General features: G+C 69.9%; 21 protein-coding genes. 16 read left to right on the forward strand and 5 right to left on the reverse strand.

Features of this window, described 5'->3' with window-relative positions:
• Window positions 1-11 precede the first annotated feature (11 nt).
• The 5 genes from ACAX61_RS12720 to ACAX61_RS12740 are packed head-to-tail and all read right to left on the reverse strand — an operon-like array spanning window position 12 to window position 5,382.
• Window positions 12-452, reverse strand: coding sequence for a DUF3035 domain-containing protein (locus tag ACAX61_RS12720; protein WP_370715204.1), 441 nt, complete (start codon window positions 450-452; stop codon window positions 12-14).
• Window positions 445-963: a signal peptidase II gene (lspA, locus tag ACAX61_RS12725; protein WP_370715205.1), complete on the reverse strand. Its 519-nt coding sequence runs from the start codon at window positions 961-963 to the stop codon at window positions 445-447. Before lspA ends, ACAX61_RS12720 begins: the two co-directional genes overlap by 8 nt.
• Complete coding sequence (gene ileS, locus ACAX61_RS12730; protein WP_370715206.1) at window positions 960-3,866, reverse strand: isoleucine--tRNA ligase; 2,907 nt, start codon at window positions 3,864-3,866, stop codon at window positions 960-962. The genes lspA and ileS overlap by 4 nt, the downstream gene beginning before the upstream one ends.
• Before the next feature lie 53 nt (window positions 3,867-3,919).
• Window positions 3,920-4,846 (reverse strand): bifunctional riboflavin kinase/FAD synthetase, encoded by a 927-nt coding sequence (locus tag ACAX61_RS12735; protein WP_370715207.1) that lies wholly within the window; start codon window positions 4,844-4,846, stop codon window positions 3,920-3,922.
• A 59-nt stretch (window positions 4,847-4,905) separates the two neighbouring features.
• Window positions 4,906-5,382: a dihydrofolate reductase gene (locus tag ACAX61_RS12740; protein WP_370715208.1), complete on the reverse strand. Its 477-nt coding sequence runs from the start codon at window positions 5,380-5,382 to the stop codon at window positions 4,906-4,908.
• A gap of 198 nt (window positions 5,383-5,580) precedes the next feature.
• Here ACAX61_RS12740 and ACAX61_RS12745 point away from each other — a divergent pair, with 198 nt between their 5' ends.
• The 16 genes from ACAX61_RS12745 (at window position 5,581) to ACAX61_RS12820 (ending at window position 16,483) form a co-directional block, all read left to right on the forward strand.
• Window positions 5,581-6,108 (forward strand): hypothetical protein, encoded by a 528-nt coding sequence (locus ACAX61_RS12745; protein WP_370715209.1) that lies wholly within the window; start codon window positions 5,581-5,583, stop codon window positions 6,106-6,108.
• Window positions 6,105-7,421 (forward strand): DNA-packaging protein, encoded by a 1,317-nt coding sequence (locus tag ACAX61_RS12750; protein WP_370715210.1) that lies wholly within the window; start codon window positions 6,105-6,107, stop codon window positions 7,419-7,421. The genes ACAX61_RS12745 and ACAX61_RS12750 overlap by 4 nt, the downstream gene beginning before the upstream one ends.
• A gap of 32 nt (window positions 7,422-7,453) precedes the next feature.
• Window positions 7,454-8,566 (forward strand): phage portal protein, encoded by a 1,113-nt coding sequence (locus ACAX61_RS12755; protein ID WP_370715211.1) that lies wholly within the window; start codon window positions 7,454-7,456, stop codon window positions 8,564-8,566.
• Complete coding sequence (locus ACAX61_RS12760) at window positions 8,563-8,865, forward strand: DUF6127 family protein (RefSeq protein ID WP_370715212.1); 303 nt, start codon at window positions 8,563-8,565, stop codon at window positions 8,863-8,865. The genes ACAX61_RS12755 and ACAX61_RS12760 overlap by 4 nt, the downstream gene beginning before the upstream one ends.
• Window positions 8,853-9,260: an HK97 family phage prohead protease gene (locus ACAX61_RS12765; protein WP_370715213.1), complete on the forward strand. Its 408-nt coding sequence runs from the start codon at window positions 8,853-8,855 to the stop codon at window positions 9,258-9,260. Before ACAX61_RS12760 ends, ACAX61_RS12765 begins: the two co-directional genes overlap by 13 nt.
• Entirely contained in the window at window positions 9,257-10,294 is a 1,038-nt protein-coding gene (locus ACAX61_RS12770) for a phage major capsid protein (protein ID WP_370715214.1), read from the forward strand. The genes ACAX61_RS12765 and ACAX61_RS12770 overlap by 4 nt, the downstream gene beginning before the upstream one ends.
• 68 nt (window positions 10,295-10,362) lie before the next feature.
• Complete coding sequence (locus ACAX61_RS12775; RefSeq protein WP_370715215.1) at window positions 10,363-10,881, forward strand: head-tail connector protein; 519 nt, start codon at window positions 10,363-10,365, stop codon at window positions 10,879-10,881.
• Window positions 10,878-11,075: a hypothetical protein gene (locus tag ACAX61_RS12780; protein ID WP_370715216.1), complete on the forward strand. Its 198-nt coding sequence runs from the start codon at window positions 10,878-10,880 to the stop codon at window positions 11,073-11,075. Before ACAX61_RS12775 ends, ACAX61_RS12780 begins: the two co-directional genes overlap by 4 nt.
• Window positions 11,072-11,467 carry a tail completion protein gp17 gene (gene gp17, locus ACAX61_RS12785; protein ID WP_370715217.1) on the forward strand — a complete coding sequence of 132 codons (396 nt, stop codon included), beginning with the start codon at window positions 11,072-11,074 and terminating at the stop codon, window positions 11,465-11,467. Before ACAX61_RS12780 ends, gp17 begins: the two co-directional genes overlap by 4 nt.
• 14 nt (window positions 11,468-11,481) lie before the next feature.
• Window positions 11,482-11,889, forward strand: a complete 408-nt coding sequence (locus ACAX61_RS12790; protein ID WP_370715218.1) for a phage tail tube protein — start codon at window positions 11,482-11,484, stop codon at window positions 11,887-11,889.
• Complete coding sequence (locus ACAX61_RS12795) at window positions 11,886-12,191, forward strand: gene transfer agent family protein (protein ID WP_370715219.1); 306 nt, start codon at window positions 11,886-11,888, stop codon at window positions 12,189-12,191. Before ACAX61_RS12790 ends, ACAX61_RS12795 begins: the two co-directional genes overlap by 4 nt.
• Window positions 12,191-12,379, forward strand: a complete 189-nt coding sequence (locus ACAX61_RS12800) for a phage tail assembly chaperone (RefSeq protein ID WP_370715220.1) — start codon at window positions 12,191-12,193, stop codon at window positions 12,377-12,379. The genes ACAX61_RS12795 and ACAX61_RS12800 overlap by 1 nt, the downstream gene beginning before the upstream one ends.
• The gene (locus tag ACAX61_RS12805; RefSeq protein ID WP_370715221.1) at window positions 12,372-12,983 is read left to right on the forward strand and encodes a tail tape measure protein; all 612 of its coding nucleotides are present in this window, start codon (window positions 12,372-12,374) and stop codon (window positions 12,981-12,983) included. Before ACAX61_RS12800 ends, ACAX61_RS12805 begins: the two co-directional genes overlap by 8 nt.
• 22 nt (window positions 12,984-13,005) lie before the next feature.
• On the forward strand, window positions 13,006-15,282 hold the full coding sequence (locus ACAX61_RS12810; RefSeq protein ID WP_370715222.1) for a phage distal tail protein, Rcc01695 family: 2,277 nt from the start codon (window positions 13,006-13,008) through the stop codon (window positions 15,280-15,282).
• Window positions 15,279-16,097: a phage/gene transfer agent baseplate hub protein gene (locus ACAX61_RS12815; protein WP_370715223.1), complete on the forward strand. Its 819-nt coding sequence runs from the start codon at window positions 15,279-15,281 to the stop codon at window positions 16,095-16,097. The genes ACAX61_RS12810 and ACAX61_RS12815 overlap by 4 nt, the downstream gene beginning before the upstream one ends.
• Complete coding sequence (locus ACAX61_RS12820; RefSeq protein ID WP_370715224.1) at window positions 16,094-16,483, forward strand: peptidoglycan endopeptidase; 390 nt, start codon at window positions 16,094-16,096, stop codon at window positions 16,481-16,483. The genes ACAX61_RS12815 and ACAX61_RS12820 overlap by 4 nt, the downstream gene beginning before the upstream one ends.
• Window position 16,484: the final 1 nt, after the last annotated feature.

A 16,484-nucleotide genomic window follows, 5' to 3' on the forward strand; every position in this document is an offset into this window, starting at 1 on the left:
GCGCGGGCGGATTATTGCGGGGTGTCGGGCGTCGGCTGGGCCGCGGGCGTGGCGCCGGTGACGGCGCGCGCGTCCTGACCATCGCCCTGTGGCGCGGCGATGATGTCGCGAACGGTCTGGCCCTTGTCCACGACATTGGTGTCGGGATCGCCAGCGGCGGAGCGCACGCCGACATCGGCGGAGCTGCCACCCGCTGCACGAAGCGCCGCGGTTTCGCCCGCGCTACGCTGTGCCGGGCCGCCGAACAGCGCGTCCATCGCCTGGTTCGCGGCGCCGACATCCTGCGGACGCGGGGCGCCCGGCTGGGGCGGGACCAGCGCGAAATCGGGCGGGATCACCAGCGGCGCCTGACGCGCGGTGGCGAATTCGTCGGGACGATCGCGGTCGAGACCGCTTTTGCCGCAACCGGCGAGGCTGAGAGCGGCGAGGCCGACGATAAGCACGTTACGCATTTTGTTTCTCCACAGGGGCGACCGCTTTTGGCTGGCCCTCTCGCACGAACAGCGCGCGGATGAGCAGGATCACGACGCCGATGGTAATCGCAGCGTCGGCGACGTTGAAGACGAGAAATGGACGCCACTCGCCAAAATGCAGATCGGCGAAATCGACCACATAGCCAAATCGGATGCGGTCGAGGATGTTGCCGAGCGCGCCGCCCAGCACCAGCGCCAGCGCGGCCTTGTCCTGACGGTTGGTTTCGCGGCGCATCCAGATGGCAACGCCGATGGCGATGGCGCCGGTCAGCAGCACCAATGCCCAGCGCATCCACGCGCTGTCTGCGGGCAACAGGCCCAGCGACACGCCGACATTGGGCACGAAGCGCAGATCGAAGATGGAGATCAGGTCGAGCTTTGCACCGATACGGTCGATGCCCAGCGGCCCCGTCACCAGCCATTTGCTGAGCTGATCGACGAGGAACACCAGCCCCGCGATTCGCCAGCCCCAGGCCTGTCCGTTCTTCATCGCGTCACCACCTCGTCACAGCGGTGGCACAAGGCGCCATCGACGGCAACCTCAGGCAACAGGCGCCAGCAGCGGCCGCATTTGTGATGATCGGTGCGCTGGACCGCGATTTCACCGCCGCCCCGATGTACGGTCGAGGTGATGAACAGCTCCGCCAGATCGTCCGCGGGGAGCGGCAGTTCGGGCAGCGTCACTTCTGCCTCAAGGCTGGAGCGGACGATTTTTTCCCGGCGCAGCGGCTCGATCGCTTCGGTCACGGTTTCGCGCAGCCGGCGGATATCGGCCCACTCGGTCCCCATCGGCAGATCGCCGGGCAGCGCGGGGATTTCGGGCCATTCGAGGAAATGGACCGAGCCGTCGTCCGACGGATAGCGCGCCTGCCACACTTCCTCTGCCGTGAAGGCCAGCACCGGGGCGGCATAGCGCACCAGCGCGTGGAACAGGATGTCGAGGACGGTGCGATACGACCGGCGCTTCAGGCTGTCAGGCGCGTCGCAATACAGCGAATCCTTGCGGATATCGAAGAAGAAGGCCGACAGGTCGTCATTGGCGAAATCGGCCAGCGCGCGGGTGTAGCGGTTGAATTCGAACGCCTCCGCCGCGGCGCGCAACTCACGGTCGAGGCGGCCGAGTTCGGAGAGAATGTAGCGCTCAAGCTCCGGCATCTGCCGCACCTCGACGCGTTCTTCTTCGGTGAAGCCGTCGAGCGCGCCGAGCAGATAGCGGAAGGTGTTGCGCAGCTTGCGATAGGTGTCCGACGTGCCCGACAGCACTTCCTTGCCGATGCGGACATCCTCGAAATAGTCGGTTTGCGCGACCCACAGGCGCAGGATGTCGGCACCCGATTCACCGATGATCTTGAGCGGATCGACGACGTTGCCCAGGCTCTTGGACATTTTGCGGCCATTGCCGTCCAGCGCGAAGCCGTGGGTCAGTACCGCGTCATAGGGCGCACGGCCGCGCGTGCCGCTGGATTCCAGCAGCGACGACTGGAACCAGCCGCGATGCTGGTCGGACCCTTCCAGATACAGGTTGGCGCGGGTGCCCTCGCCATAGCGGGCCTCGACCGTGAAGACATGGGTGCTGCCCGAATCGAACCACACGTCGAGAATGTCGGTCACGACCTCATAATCGGCGAGGTTGTAGTCGGGGCCGAGCAGCGCCTGATGGTCGGCGGCGAACCATGCGTCGGCACCGCCAGCCTCGAACGCGGCGAGGATGCGGGCGTTGACGGCTTCGTCACGCAGATAGTCGCCGGTCTGGCGGTTGACGTAGAGCGGGATGGGCACGCCCCATGCGCGCTGGCGGCTGATGACCCAGTCGGGGCGACCCTCCACCATCGAACGGATGCGGTTCTGGCTGCGCGCGGGAATCCACTGCGTCCGCTCGATCGCGTCGAGCGCGATGCCGCGAAGCGTCGGGGCGTTGCTGCCGACCGGATCGACAATGGGGCCGAAGCCCGCCGCCGGGGCCATGCCCGGCAACTCATCCGCCGCCGCGCCTGGGGTGCGGGGGGCGGTTGCGGGGCGGTCCATCGGGATAAACCACTGCGGGGTCGCGCGGAAAATGATGCGGGCCTTTGAGCGCCAGCTGTGCGGATAGCTGTGCTGGAAGGGGGCGGCGGAGAGGAGCGCGCCTGCCTTGTCCAAGCCAACGCAGATCGGGCCTTCGGGGCCGGTGAACTTCTGGTTGATGACGCTGCCCTGACCGCCGAGCCACGCCCAGTCGTCGCGATACTTGCCGTCGCCGGTGACGGCGAACACGGGGTCGATGCCCGCCGACTTGCACAGCGCGAAATCATCCTCGCCGTGGTCGGGCGCCATGTGGACGAGGCCGGTGCCCGCGTCGGTGGTGACGAAGTGCGAACCGTCGAGGAAGGGGCGGGGTGTCGCGAAAAAGCCGCCGAGATGGTGCATCGGGTGGCGGGCGGTGGCGCCGGCGAGGTCGGAGCCTTTGCCGGACCAATGTTCAAAAAACGACGTGAAGCCGATCCGCTTCATCGTGCTGTCGATGAGATCACGCGCGATGAATAATTGTTTGCCGGTCACACCGTCGGCATTGGCAAACGATGCGTCCGTCAGATCGCGGTCGTAGCTTGGCGTCAAAAGGACGTATTCAACGTCCGCCCCGTAAGCCAAAGCCTGGTTGACCGGGATCGTCCACGGCGTCGTCGTCCAGATGACCGCGTGGGCGCCCACCAGTTCCGGCGCGTTGGGCGCGTCGACGATCTCGAACGCCACGTCGATCTGGGTCGAGGTGACGTCTTCATATTCGACCTCGGCTTCGGCCAGAGCGGTTTTTTCGACCGGAGACCACATCACCGGCTTGGCGCCGCGATAGAGCTGGCCGCTCATGGCGAACTTGAGCAGCTCGCCCGCGATGGTCGCTTCCGACGCATAGTTCATGGTCAGATAGGGATCGGCCCAGTCGCCCATGATGCCCAGCCGTTCGAACTGCGCGGCCTGTACGCCCACCCATTTCGCGGCATATTCGCGGCATTCCTGACGGAATTCAGCGGCGGGCACCTCGTCCTTCGAACGCTTTTTGGCGCGATAGGCTTCCTCGATCTTCCATTCGATCGGGAGGCCGTGGCAGTCCCAGCCGGGGACGTAGGGCGCGTCCTTGCCCATCAGCGACTGGCTGCGAACGATGATGTCCTTGAGAATCTTGTTCATCGCATGGCCCATGTGAATGTCGCCATTCGCATAGGGGGGGCCATCGTGCAGGATGAAGCGTTCGCGGCCGCTGCGCTGCTCCCGCAGGCGGTCGTAAATGCCGATCCGCGCCCAGCGGTCGAGAATCGCGGGTTCCTTCTGCGCGAGGCCCGCTTTCATCGGAAAGTCGGTCTTGGGCAGGAAGACGGTGTCGCGCCAGTCGCGTGCGGGTTCGGGTGTGTCAGTCATGGGTGCGCGCGGCCTTACGGCTTTCGCCCCCCCTTCGGCAAGGCGGCGTGAGCCTATCGCGACAGCATCGTCCGTGCGGTGTCGCAATCGCGGGCCATCTGGTCCTTGAGCGCGTCGAGGCTTTCGAATTTCGCTTCGGGGCGGATGAAGTCGATCAGCGCCACTTCGATCACCTGATCGTAAAGGTCGCCGTCGAAATCGAAGAAATAGGGCTCCAGCAGCTCGGTCGGCGCACCCGCGATCGTGGGGCGGATGCCGAGATTGGCGGCGCCGTCCAGCACGCGGCCGTCGGGCAGGCGGCCGCGCACCGCATAGATGCCGTAACGCGGGCGCAGATAGGTGCCCATCGACAGGTTGGCGGTCGGGTAGCCGAGCTGGCGACCCAGCTTCGCGCCATGTTCGACCGCGCCGCGAATCGCAAAGGGGCGCGTGAGCAGCGCGGCGGCCTGACGCGGTTCGCCCGCGATCAGGTGCTGGCGGATGCGGCTGGAGGAAACGGGGGCTTCGCCCGACAGCACCGGTTGGACGGTATCGACCGAAAAGCCGAGCGACTGGCCGAGCGTGGTCAGGCTGGCGACATTGCCCGTCCGCCCCTTGCCAAAGGTGAAGTCAGCGCCGGTCACGACGCCGCCCGCGCCGACCGGCCCGGCAAGGCGATCGGCAAATTGTTCGGCGGTAAGGCCGGCCAGCGCGGCGTCGAAGCCGAATACCAGCATCGCATCGGCCCCGGCGGCGGCGAACAATTCCTGTCGCTGGTCGAGCGTGGTCAGGCGGAAGTGCGCGCTGTCAGGCCGGAAGAAGCGCATCGGGTGCGGATCGAAGGTCGCGACGATCGCCGGGCGCCCTTCGGCATGGGCACGCGTCACCGCCTGGCCGATCACCGCCTGGTGGCCAAGGTGGAAACCATCGAAATTGCCGAGCGCGACGATCCCGCCGCGCAAGCCCGCCGGCACCGGCGAGCTGCCGTCCAGCCGCTCCATGGCCCGCGCCTATAGGGGCGGTGGATGCGCTTGCCTATACCGGCCTTTCTGACCGGGGGTCAGCGGGTCAGGGTAACGAAGCTGTAGGCGGGGCGGTCGCCGTCGGCGGGGTGGTCGGCGCGCGCAACCTCGCGCCAGCCAGTGAAGGCGGGGACGATGGCGTCGCCGTCGGGGCTGGCGTGGATCTCGGTCAGTTCGATGCGGGTGGCGCGGGGGAGATAGAGAGCGAAGATCTCTGCGCCGCCGATCACCGCGATTTCAGGTACGTCGCCCGCCAGCGCGAGCGCAGCGTCGGGATCGTGCGCGACCTCTGCACCCGGCGCCTGCCAGCCAAGGTCGCGGGTCAGGACGATGTGGCGGCGACCGGGCAGCGGGCTGGGGAAGCTGTCGAACGTCTTGCGGCCCATCACCATCGGCTTGCCCATGGTCATCGCCTTGAACCGGCGAAGATCGGCGGGCAGCCGCCACGGCAGCGTGCCGTCCGCGCCGATCACGCCATTGGCCGCGCGGGCGAGATAGAGGGTGATGTCGGTCATTGGCGGGGCTTTCGAAGGATTGGCGCGGACCATGTCGCGGGCACGGCCGGGAGGCAACCGGCATCCGAAAATAACCAAATAGGCACTTTTCGATTGACATCGTCACGCTGTTCTGGCAACAACAACCACGCTGGAGAATTGCGAATCGGGCCGGGGCGGTGACGCCATCCGGCCCGTTCGCGTTTTGGGCGGGGGCGTATGATGGGAGATGAGGTAATTACCGCCGGGCGTGGGCGGCATATCCAGCTGCGGGTTATGGAACAGGGTTGGACGGCGGCACGCCGGAAGCGGTTTCTGGACGTTCTGGCCAGCGCATCGAATGTGCGGCTGGCGGCACGCGAAGTCGGGGTGAACCCGGCCAGCGCCTATGCGCTGAAACGGCGCGATCCGGCTTTTGCGGCCTTGTGGCAGGAGGCGATCGAGCAAGGATATGACCGGCTGGAGCAGGCGCTGATCGAAAAGGCGCGCGGTCAGATCAACGAGTTTCCGATCGAGGGCGGCGCGGTGATCGTGACAGGCAATGGCACGGATATTTCGAACCCGGCGGCGATGGTTGATGGCCGGGTAGAGATCGACGTGAAGCTGGCCCAGTGGCTGCTGGAGCGACAGGACCGAAAGCGCGGCAAGACCGGGGGTCGCCGCCCGGTCCAGATCACGCGCGAGGCGGTGGAGGCCAAGATTCTGAAGAAGCTGGACGCGCTGGCGCGGCGGAGGCTGACCGATTGAGCGCGGGCGGGCGCGATGCCTGGGCCGAACTGGGCGCGGCGGGGGAGCGGGCGCGGCGGCTGGTGCTGAAGGATCTGGACGAGCGGGAGATTGCGGCATTTGACGAGGAATGGTCCGCATGGGCGCATGACGGGCAACTGGCGCCGCCGGGCGACTGGGGCGTGTGGCTGATCCGTGCGGGGCGGGGGTTCGGCAAGACGCGGGCGGGGGCCGAATGGGTCAGCGCGGTGGCGCGCGACATGCCGGGCGCGCGCATCGCCCTGATCGGCGGGTCGATCGAGGAAGCGCGGCGCGTGATGGTGGAGGGGCCGAGCGGATTGCTGGCGGTGGCGAGGGCGACCGAGCGGGACGCGATGCGCTGGCAGGGCGGGGTGCTGCGCTTTGCGGGCGGGGCGGAGGCGTTCGTCTATTCCGCCGCCGCGCCGGAGACATTGCGCGGGCCGGAACATCATATGGCGTGGGCCGACGAACTGGGCAAATGGCGCGCGCGGGCGGGGGCGGCGGCGTGGGACAATCTTCGCATGGGCCTGCGCCTGGGTGAGCGGCCGCGCGTGCTGGTCACGACGACGCCGCGCCCGACCGCGTTGATGCGCCGGGTGATGGCGTTGCCGGGGCTGGTCGAGACGCTGGGGCGGACGCGCGACAATCCGCATCTGCCGGACAGCTTCGTCGGCGCGATGATCGCCGATTATGGCGGCACGCGGCTGGGGCGGCAGGAGCTGGACGGCGAGCTGGTCGAGGATGTGGCGGGCGCATTGTGGTCGCGCGCGCTGATCGAGCGGGTGCGGGTGCGTGAGGTGCCGCGGCTGGTGCGCGTCGTCGTTGGCGTCGATCCGCCTGCCGGGACCGAGGGGGATGCGTGCGGCATCGTCGCGGCGGGGCTGGGCGAGGACGGGCGCGGATATGTGATCGAGGATGCGAGCGTCGTCGGCGCCTCCCCCGAGGGCTGGGCGCGGGCGGTGGTGGCGTGCGCGGCGCGCCACGATGCCGAGCGGGTGGTGGCGGAGGTGAATCAGGGCGGCGCGATGGTCGCCAGCGTGCTGCACGCGGTCGACGCCGCGCTGCCCGTCCGCAGCGTTCATGCGACACGCGGCAAGGCGGCGCGGGCGGAGCCGGTGGCGGCGCTTTATGAGCAGGGACGCGTGGCGCATGTCGGCGCGTACCCGGCGCTGGAGGACGAGCTGTGCGGCCTGATCGCGGGCGGCGGTTACGAGGGGCCGGGCCGGTCCCCCGACCGCGCCGATGCGTGTGTGTGGGCGCTGAGCGAATTGATGCTGGCGCGGCGGGGCCGTGTCGGCGTGCGCGGGGTGTGACGACCCCAAACTGACTTTTCAGGAGAACGACCATGAAATGGTTCGGGCGCAAGGCGGCCGGGCGCGATGGCGCGCGGCCGTTGCTGGGGCATGCGGGGCAGGGGGTGCGGATCGGCGAATGGCCCGCCGCCTATGCCGATCAGGTGCGGGAGGGATATTGCGGCAACCCCGTCGCGCAACGCGCGGTGCGGGTGGTGGCCGAAGCGGTGGCGTCGGCGCCCGTCGAGGCGAGCGAGCCGGCGCTGGCGGCGCTGGTCGCCGAACGATCGAACGGGCAGCCGTTGATGGAGACGCTGGCGGCGCAGATGCTGTTGCACGGCAATGCCTATGCCCAGATTCTGGGCGACGGGGCGGGCGGTGTGGCGGAATTGTTCGCGCTGAGGCCCGAACGGGTGGGGATCGACACCGACGCCAATGGCTGGCCGGTGGCGTACCGATACGGCGTCGGCGCGCGGTTGATGAAGCTGCCGGTGGAGGATGCGGGCGGTCGGCCCAGCGTGATCCATATCCGCCATTTTCATCCGCTGGACGATCATCTGGGGCTGGGGTGCCTGGGCGCGGCGATGGGGGCGATCGCCATCCACAATGCCGCGACGCGGTGGAACAAGGCGCTGCTGGACAATGCCGCGCGGCCCAGCGGCGCGCTGGTGTACGACCCCGGCGACGGATCGAGCCTGTCGGCGGAGCAGTTCCGGCGGCTGAAGGAGGAAATGGCGCTAGCCTATCAGGGGGCGGGCAATGCCGGTCGGCCGATGCTGCTGGAAGGCGGCCTCAAATGGCAGGCGATCAGCATGACGCCCGCCGACATGGATTTCGTGGGGCTGAAGGCAGCGGCGGCGCGGGAGATCGCGCTGGCGTTCGGCGTGCCGCCGATGCTGATGGGGCTGCCGGGCGACAATGCATATGCCAATTATCGCGAGGCCAATCGCGCATTGTGGCGCCAGACGATTGTGCCGCTGGCCGACAATATCCTGGGCGCGGTGGCAGAGGCGCTGCGGCCGTGGTTCTCCGACGCGCGGCTGTCGGTCGCGATCGACCGGGTGGGTGTGCTGGGCGAGGAGCGCGCGGCGCTGTGGCAGCGGATCGGCGGGGCCGATTTCCTGAGCGACGAGGAAAAGCGCCGGATGCTGGGGGTGACGCCATGAGCGCGCTGCTGGCCGAACTGATCGCGCAGGCCGAGGCGGAGGGCGCCAGCCTGTCGGTGCTGCGCGGCATTGCCGAGGAAGCGGGAGAGAATGCGGCGGCGCGCGCGCTGGCGCGGCTGGGGCTGGCCGATGCGGGCGCGGCCAAGGACATGGCCGAGCTGCGCGAGCTGCTGGCGGCATGGCGCGATGCCAAGCGGTCGGCGGTGCGCGCGGTGCTGGCGTGGATGACGCACATGCTGACGGCGTGCCTGCTGGTCGGGCTGGCGGTGAAGCTGGGCTTTTCGGGGTGGGTGAAGTGAGGGGCGTGCTGCGCTTTGCCGGTTACGCCGCCGTGTTCGACCGGGCGGACCGGGGCGGGGATGTGGTGCGGCGGGGGGCCTTTGCGGGCGCGGGGGCGGTGCCGTTGTTGTGGCAGCATGGCGGCGCGCCGGTCGGCCGGATCGAGGCGCTGGGCGAGGATGCGCGTGGCCTGCGCGTGCTGGGGCGGGTCGAGCGGCCGGAACTGGCGCGGATGGTGGCGTGCGGGGCGGTGACGGGGCTGTCGTTCGGGTACCGGGCGCGGGTGGTGGCGCCGGGAACATATCGTGAACTGATCCGGCTGGACCTGCAGGAGGTGAGCCTTGTCGCGCAGCCGATGCAGCCGCTGGCGCGGATCACGGCAATCGAGTGGTTTGAGGAGGAAGTAACGGCATGACGAAGATCGACATGAGCTTTGCAGGGGCGATTCCGGCCGGTGACGCGCGGCCGATGCTGGAGGGGGCGCGCGCACCCGGCGGCGGGGTGTTCGAAGGGTTCCTGCGCGCCGGCACCGGCATGGCGGAGGCCAAGGCGTTCACCGGCGTGACGGGTGCCGACGGCGGCTATGCCGTGCCGCGCGAGATCGACCAAGTGATCGACGCCGCGCTGAAATCGGCCAGCCCGATCCGCAGCATCGCCAATGTGGTGCAGGTCGGGTCGAACGGATACCGCAAGCTGGTGACGGCGGGCGGCATCGCATCGGGCTGGGCCAGCGAAGGCGGCGCGCGGGCGGAGACTGCAACGCCGACCTTCCACGAAATCGCGCCGCCGATGGGCGAGCTGTACGCCAATCCGGCGGCGAGCCAGGCGATGCTGGACGATGCTGGATTTGACGTTGAGGGCTGGCTGGCCAGTGAGATTGCGATGGAATTCGCCGTGGCCGAGGGCGCGGCGTTTGTCGGCGGCGACGGCGTGGACAAGCCGCGCGGTTTCCTGGCGCTGCCCACCGCCGCCACGCCCGATGAGGCGCGGGCATTCGGCACGTTGCAGCATGTGGCGAGCGGCGCGGCGGGAGATTTCGCCGCCAATCCGCAGGACCGGCTGATCGACCTGATCCAGTCGCTGCGCGCGCCATATCGACAGGGCGCGGCGTGGGTGATGAACGGTGCGACGCTGGCGCGGATCCGCAAGTTCAAGACCGCCGATGGCGCGTTCCTGTGGTCGCCGGGGCTGGCGGCGGGGCAGCCCGACATGCTGCTGGGCTATCCGGTGGTCGAGGCCGAGGCGATGCCCGACATCACGGCGAACAGCCTGTCGATCGCCTTCGGCAACTTCAAGGCGGGGTATGTCATCGCCGAACGCGGGGAGACGCAGATCCTGCGCGATCCATATTCGAACAAGCCGTTCGTCCACTTCTACGCCACCAAGCGCGTCGGCGGGGCGGTGAGCAATTCGGAAGCGATCAAGCTGATGAAGTTCGCCGCCGCGTGATGATCCCCTGAACCTGTCCCCCTCCCCGCGCGACGGCGGGGCGGGGGTCTTCTTTGGTGGAGACGGGGATGACGGATGAGGATCGGGCCGCGGCGGTGGCCGCGGTCAAGGCGCTGGTGCGATCAACAAGCGCCGCCGAAGACGCGCTGATCGCGACGTTGGTGTGCGAGGCGATGGACCTGGCCGAACGCTTTACGGGACAGGTGCTGATCGCGCGCGACGTGACCGAGCGGATCGGCGCGGACGGGCGCTGGCGGCGGCTGACGACGACGCCGGTGCTGCGGATCGACGGGGTGCGCGATGCCGCGGGCGTGGCAATGCCGGTCGGCCAATGGGCGGTCGACATCGACGGCAATGGTGATGGGTGGGTGCGCGTCACCGGTGCGCCGCGCGTGGTCGCGGTGTCGATGCGCGCGGGGCTGGCGCCGGACTGGGCCACGCTGCCCGGCGGGATTGCCGGCGGAATCGTGCGGATGGCGGCCTATCGCTTTGACGCGCGGGACACGGGGGAAGTGCCGCCCGCAGCGGTCGCGGCCCTGTGGCGGCCGTGGCGGCGGATGCGGCTGAGCGAAGGGATGCGGGCATGAGCGGGCGGGTGACACGGGCCGGCGAAGCGCGGGCGGAGGCGGTGCGCGAGCGTGTCGCGGCGCTGCTGGGCGAGGTGCTGCCCGGCGCCCAGGTGCGGGTCGAGGGGGAGCGGGTCGTGGCCGAGGGGCGGGGACTGCGCGGTGCGGCGGTGCGGGTGGCGGCGCTGCGATGGGTGGCGGGGGCGCTGAAATGACGGCGGCGCGATTGCATGAGGCACTGGCGGCGGCACTGGCGGCGCATCCGCCGCTGGCCGGGAGCGTGACGGCGGTGTTCGCCAGCCCGCCGGTGCGCGCCGCCGCCCCCTATGCGCTGGTGGCCGAAGCGGTGGTGGCCGACTGGTCGACCAAGGACGCCGAGGGGTTCGAGGCGCGGGTGGCGGTCGAACTGCATGACGGGGGCGAGGACGGGGCGCGGGTGCGGGCGTTGACGGGGGCGGCACAGGCGGCGGTGGCGGCGATGCCCCACGCACTGGGCGAGGGCTGGCGGATCGTCAGCCGCGGCTTTGTCCGACAGCGCATCGTGCGGACGCGCGGGGAATGGGTGGGCACCGTCGAATATCGAGTGCGGGTGCTGGCAGGCGGTTGAGCGAGGAGGAACTTATGGCGGTGGAAAAGGGCAGCGCGTTTTTGCTGAAGGTCGGCAATGGCGGCGACCCGGTGGCGTATCAGACGGTCGCGGGTCTTCGCACCACGCAATTGTCGATCAATGGTGAGGCGGTGGCGATCACCAGCAAGGATTCGGGCGGCTGGCGCGAATTGCTGTCGGGGGCGGGCGTGCGGTCGGTCAGCGTGGCGGCGGCCGGGATCTTTACCGGATCGGCGGCGGAGCAGCGGATCAAGGGCAATGCGCTGGCAGGCATCGTCGACGATTACCGGCTGACATTCGAAAGCGGGGAAGCGATGACCGGGCGGTTCCTGGTCACGCGGCTGGATTATGCCGGGGATGTCGGCGGCGAGCGCAGTTACACGCTGGCGCTGGAAAGCTCCGGCGCGGTGGTGAGCGAATGAGCGCCAATCCGGTGCGGGGCGAGGCGGCGATCCGGGTGAACGGGTTGGAGCTGGTGCTGCGCCCCAGTTTCGCCGCGCTGGTGTCGGCGGAGGCGGAGCTGGGGCCGCTGTTCGCGCTGGTCGAGCGGGCCGCGGCGGGGCGGCTGGCGATGGGGGAGATGGTGGCGCTGTTCTGGCACTGCCTGCGCGAGCCAGCGCCGATGCCGCGCGATGCCTTTGCCGAGGGGGTGGCGGCGGGCGGGCTGGCCGCCGCGACGCCCGCGCTGAAGCTGCTGCTGGGCCAGATTCTGGGCGGGCGGTGATGTTTGCCGAGGCGGCCGGGCGGCTGGCGGGCATGGCGGGGGTGATGTTCGGCTGGTCGCCCGATGCCTTTTGGACAGCGACGCCCGCCGAACTGGCGGCGCTGGTGCGGACGCTGGCGGGGGACGCGGCGCCGGTGGCCGATGCGCGCGACCTGGCGCGATTGATGGAGGCTTTTCCCGATGGATGAGGAAATCGAACGGCTGGTGGTCAGCGTGCGCGCCGACACCGGCGCATTCGCCCGCGACGTGGCGGCGATGCGCGCCAGCCTGGAGGGGCCGCTGGAGGCCGGGGTCGACCGCGCGGGGCGGGCGATCGAGACGACGCTGTCGCGCGCGATCCGTACCGGGCGGGTCGGGTTCGAGGATCTCGGCCGGATCGCGACATCGGTGATGAACGAGGTGGCGGCGGGTGCGGTGCGCGGCGGGTTGTCGCAACTGCTGGGCGGCAGCGCGGGCGGCGGCGGGGGCGGTGCGGGGCTGTTGTCGGCGCTGGCCAGCGTGCTGGCGGGGGCCCCGGGGCGGGCGACCGGCGGGCCGGTGTCGCCGGGTCGCCCCTATTGGGTGGGGGAGCGCGGGCCGGAACTGTTCGTGCCGACCAGCGCGGGCCGGGTCGAGGTGCCGGGTGCGGTGCCGGTCGCTGCACGGCCGATGGCGGCGGTAGCCCCGCCTGCGCGCGACGTTCGCGTGGCGATTACCGTGAAGGCCAGCGGCGGCGAGGCACCGGCGGCGCTGGCGCGGTCGGGGCGGCAGGTGGCGCGCGCGGTGCGATCCGCGCTGGCGGCGGTGGACTGAGCGCGCTTTCGGGGAGACGATCATGGGACATTGGCTGGCAAGCCGGCGGTCGGTTCAGGCCGCCGGGCATCTGACGCGATTCGATCCGCGATTCTGGACGGTCGATTTCCCGCGACCGATGATGGCGAGCGTGGTGACGACCGCGCCCGACGCGCTGCGCGTCGATGCGGTATTTTACCGCGCGGGCGATCTGGCGGGCTTGATCTGGGACAGCGTCGATCGCTGGGACCATGTGCTGACGGCATATGAGACGGACCGCGACTATCGCGGGTGCGTGCTGTCGTTTCGGTGGCGGTCGGGCGGCGTGCTGACGCTGGATGCGATCAACGGGCCGACGCTGACGATCGAGGGGCGCGACGCGGGCGGCAATCCCCGCGCCTGGTATGTGCGGCTGTGGAACCATGCCAGCGGCACGCCGGAGGATGCGCGTGTCACGCTCGATTTCGATGTGCTGACGGGCGGGTTCCAGTTACCGGACGAGGCCGACCCGGTGTACGCGGGCGATATCGACCGGATGTTCGTGTCGCTGGTGCCGCCTGCTTATGTCGAGGGGAGCGAAGCGGCGATTGCGCCCGCCGAGGGGTGGGTCGAGTTGACCGACATAAGCTGTACCGGCGCGCGTTCGGTGCTGACCGTCGGCGAATGCGTGGTGCCCGAACACGGGGTGCGGATCGCGACCGGATATGACGACAGCTATAACCTGACGCCCGAGCGGATGATGCGCAACATCGAGCTGCTGGGGTATCGCGGCGTCATCAACCACTATGTCGGGATGAGCCATTATTTCCGGCTGGAGCATGCATCCGGCGGGTTGTTCGCCAGCCTGGCCGGGGGCGTGCTGAACCGGCCGTGCGCGGCGTGGCATCGTGATTTCGCCGAACGGGCGGCGGCGAGCGGGCGGGGGATCATCTGGTCGCTGAGTTATGAGCTGTTCGACGCGCATTGCTGGGGCGATTGGAAACAGCGCGCGGCCGATGGCAGCTCGGCGCTGACCGGGTGGGAGCCGCCTTCGGCGTTGCTGAGCCCCGCAAATGCGGGCGCGATGGGGTATCTGGCGCAGGTGGCGCAGGCCTTTGCCGCGATTGCCGTAGCGGCGGGGCTGGCGATGCGGTTTCAGGTGGGGGAGCCTTGGTGGTGGGTGCGCGCCGACGGCACGCCATGCCTGTACGACGCCGCCGCTGTCGCGGCCTTTGGTGGCGATCCGCCGGTGATTGCCAGCCTGAAGGCGCCGCTGTCGGCGGAACAGGTGGCGTTGCTGGACCAGGCGGGGGCGATGCTGGCCGCGTCGACGGCGGCGCTGTGCGAGGCGGTGCGGGCGGTGGCGCCGGGGGCGGAGACGCTGCTGCTGGCGTATCTGCCCACGATCCTCGACGCGACGATGCCGGAGGCGAAGCGCGCAAATCTGCCGATCGGCTGGGCGAAGCCTGCGTTCGATGTGTTGCAGCTTGAGGATTATGACTGGGCGGCGACCGGCAATGAACGGGCGAGCGCGCGAGGCGTGGCGCTGGCCGAATTGCGGCTGAACTATCCGGTGGACCAGCAGCATTATCTGGCGGGCTTCGTCCTGCGTCCCGACCAGCGCGAGCAGTGGCACGCGATTGCCCATGCCGCGCGCGTCGGGCGGCGGCGGGGGGTCGCGGAGACATTCTACTGGGCGCTGCCGCAGGTGCTGCGCGACGGATTTGTCCATTTCGACGAGGAGGATGAAACGGTGCAGGCGTTTGATGACGTGCTGTTCCCGCTGGCGCTGGGCGCCGAGGCGGAAGTGGCGCCAGAGACGGCGACGGCGATCCTGACGGCGAGCGGTGGGCATGAGCGGCGCAATGTCGGCTGGGCCGAACCGCGCACCCGGTACGATGTCGGGCCGGGTGTGCGATCGGAGGCGGATATTGCCGAACTGCTCGCCTTTTTCCGTGCGCGGATGGGGCCGGCACGCGGTTTTCGCCTGCGCGACCCGTTCGACCATGCGGGCACGGACGAGGCGATCGGGACGGGCGACGGCCACACGATGCGCTTTGCGCTGACCAAGGGCTATGGCGAAATGCGGCGGCGGATCACGCGGCCGGTGGCGGGCAGCGTGCGGGTGGCGGTCGACGGGGTGGAGACGCAGGCCTTCTCGCTCGATCCTGGCGGGTTGGTGACGTTCGACGTGCCACCGGGTGCCGGGGCGGCGATCACCGCCAGTTTCGAGTTCGACGTGGCGGTGCGTTTTGCCGAGGACCGGCTGAGCGTGAGCCGCGCGACGTTCATGGCGGGGGAGGCACCGTCGGTACCGCTGATCGAGCTGCGCGAGGCATGAGCGCGCCCGAATGGCTGGCGGCCGAATGCGCCACCATCGCCTTTTGCTGGCGCGTTGAGCGGGTGGACGGGGTGGCGATCGGCCTGACATCGCACGACCGCGATCTGGTCTTCGACGGGATGGTGCACCGCGCGGCACCGGGCATCAGCCCGTCGGCGATCCGCCGCTCGGACGGGCTGGAGGCCGACAGCATGGATGTGACCGGCGCGCTGACCCACGACGCGATCGCGGAGCGCGACCTGCTGGCCGGGCGGTGGGACGGCGCGGGCGTGACGATCCTGGCGGTCGACTGGACCGATCCGGCCAACCGTGTCGAGCTGGGCCGCGGCACGATCGGTGCGATCGAGACGGCGGACGGCGGCTTTACCGCCGAATTGCGCGGGGCGACCGCCGCGCTGGATGCGCCGGTTGCCGAGCTGACATCCCCCGAATGCCGGGCCGAGCTGGGCGACGGGCGGTGCCGGGTGGCGATGGCGGCGGGGCGGCGGATCGTGCGCATCGTGGCGGCGGAGGGCAATCGACTGACGGTGGATGCGGCGGAGCCGGTGGCGGACGCTTATGGCAGCGGTCGGCTGCGCTGGCTGGACGGTGCCAATTCGGGAATGGCGGCGGCGATCGACCGGTCGGCGGGCGCGGACATGACCTTGCGCTTGCCGCCGCGATTGCCGGTGCGGCCGGGCGACCGGGTGGAGCTGATCCAGGGGTGCGACAAGCGGCTGGAGACGTGCGTCGCCCGATTTGCCAACGCCGCCAATTTCCGGGGCGAGCCGTTCCTGCCGGGCATCGACCTGTTGACCCGTTATCCCGGCGCATGAGGCGCGGGGATGCGGCCGCACGGGCGGCCCGCGCGCTGGTGGGCGCGCGCTTTCGCCTGCACGGGCGCGATCCGGCGACGGGGCTGGATTGCGTGGGCGTCGCGGCAGCGGCGCTGGGGTGCCCGGCGCCCGCCGACTATGCGATGCGGACCGGGGATGCCGACCGGGCGGCCATGGCGCTGGCGGCGGCGGGGCTGGGGCGGGTCGCGCACGGAGCGCCCGGCGACGTGGTGCTGATGCGCAGCGGGCCGGGACAGCTGCACCTGGCGGTGCTGACCGACAGCGGGATGATCCATGCCGACGCTTCGCTTCGCCGCGTGGTCGAGCGGCCGGGCGCGCCGCCATGGCCGGTGATCGGCGCGTGGCGTGGAGAGAAAGAGGGCTGAC

Origin of the sequence: Sphingomonas sp. IW22 (genome assembly GCF_041321155.1) — a bacterium.
Classification (GTDB): Bacteria; Pseudomonadota; Alphaproteobacteria; order Sphingomonadales; family Sphingomonadaceae; genus Sphingomonas.

Excerpts from the sequence above, each read along its gene's own strand:
- ACAX61_RS12720 (WP_370715204.1), bottom strand. The coding sequence starts at position 452 with ATGCGTAACGTGCTTATCGTCGGCCTCGCCGCTCTCAGCCTCGCCGGT.
- lspA (WP_370715205.1), bottom strand. The coding sequence starts at position 963 with ATGAAGAACGGACAGGCCTGGGGCTGGCGAATCGCGGGGCTGGTGTTC.
- ileS (WP_370715206.1), bottom strand. The coding sequence starts at position 3,866 with ATGACTGACACACCCGAACCCGCACGCGACTGGCGCGACACCGTCTTC.
- ACAX61_RS12735 (WP_370715207.1), bottom strand. The coding sequence starts at position 4,846 with ATGGAGCGGCTGGACGGCAGCTCGCCGGTGCCGGCGGGCTTGCGCGGC.
- ACAX61_RS12740 (WP_370715208.1), bottom strand. The coding sequence starts at position 5,382 with ATGACCGACATCACCCTCTATCTCGCCCGCGCGGCCAATGGCGTGATC.
- ACAX61_RS12745 (WP_370715209.1), top strand. The coding sequence starts at position 5,581 with ATGATGGGAGATGAGGTAATTACCGCCGGGCGTGGGCGGCATATCCAG.
- ACAX61_RS12755 (WP_370715211.1), top strand. The coding sequence starts at position 7,454 with ATGAAATGGTTCGGGCGCAAGGCGGCCGGGCGCGATGGCGCGCGGCCG.
- ACAX61_RS12760 (WP_370715212.1), top strand. The coding sequence starts at position 8,563 with ATGAGCGCGCTGCTGGCCGAACTGATCGCGCAGGCCGAGGCGGAGGGC.
- ACAX61_RS12770 (WP_370715214.1), top strand. The coding sequence starts at position 9,257 with ATGACGAAGATCGACATGAGCTTTGCAGGGGCGATTCCGGCCGGTGAC.
- ACAX61_RS12775 (WP_370715215.1), top strand. The coding sequence starts at position 10,363 with ATGACGGATGAGGATCGGGCCGCGGCGGTGGCCGCGGTCAAGGCGCTG.
- ACAX61_RS12780 (WP_370715216.1), top strand. The coding sequence starts at position 10,878 with ATGAGCGGGCGGGTGACACGGGCCGGCGAAGCGCGGGCGGAGGCGGTG.
- gp17 (WP_370715217.1), top strand. The coding sequence starts at position 11,072 with ATGACGGCGGCGCGATTGCATGAGGCACTGGCGGCGGCACTGGCGGCG.
- ACAX61_RS12790 (WP_370715218.1), top strand. The coding sequence starts at position 11,482 with ATGGCGGTGGAAAAGGGCAGCGCGTTTTTGCTGAAGGTCGGCAATGGC.
- ACAX61_RS12795 (WP_370715219.1), top strand. The coding sequence starts at position 11,886 with ATGAGCGCCAATCCGGTGCGGGGCGAGGCGGCGATCCGGGTGAACGGG.
- ACAX61_RS12800 (WP_370715220.1), top strand. The coding sequence starts at position 12,191 with ATGTTTGCCGAGGCGGCCGGGCGGCTGGCGGGCATGGCGGGGGTGATG.
- ACAX61_RS12805 (WP_370715221.1), top strand. The coding sequence starts at position 12,372 with ATGGATGAGGAAATCGAACGGCTGGTGGTCAGCGTGCGCGCCGACACC.
- ACAX61_RS12810 (WP_370715222.1), top strand. The coding sequence starts at position 13,006 with ATGGGACATTGGCTGGCAAGCCGGCGGTCGGTTCAGGCCGCCGGGCAT.
- ACAX61_RS12815 (WP_370715223.1), top strand. The coding sequence starts at position 15,279 with ATGAGCGCGCCCGAATGGCTGGCGGCCGAATGCGCCACCATCGCCTTT.
- ACAX61_RS12820 (WP_370715224.1), top strand. The coding sequence starts at position 16,094 with ATGAGGCGCGGGGATGCGGCCGCACGGGCGGCCCGCGCGCTGGTGGGC.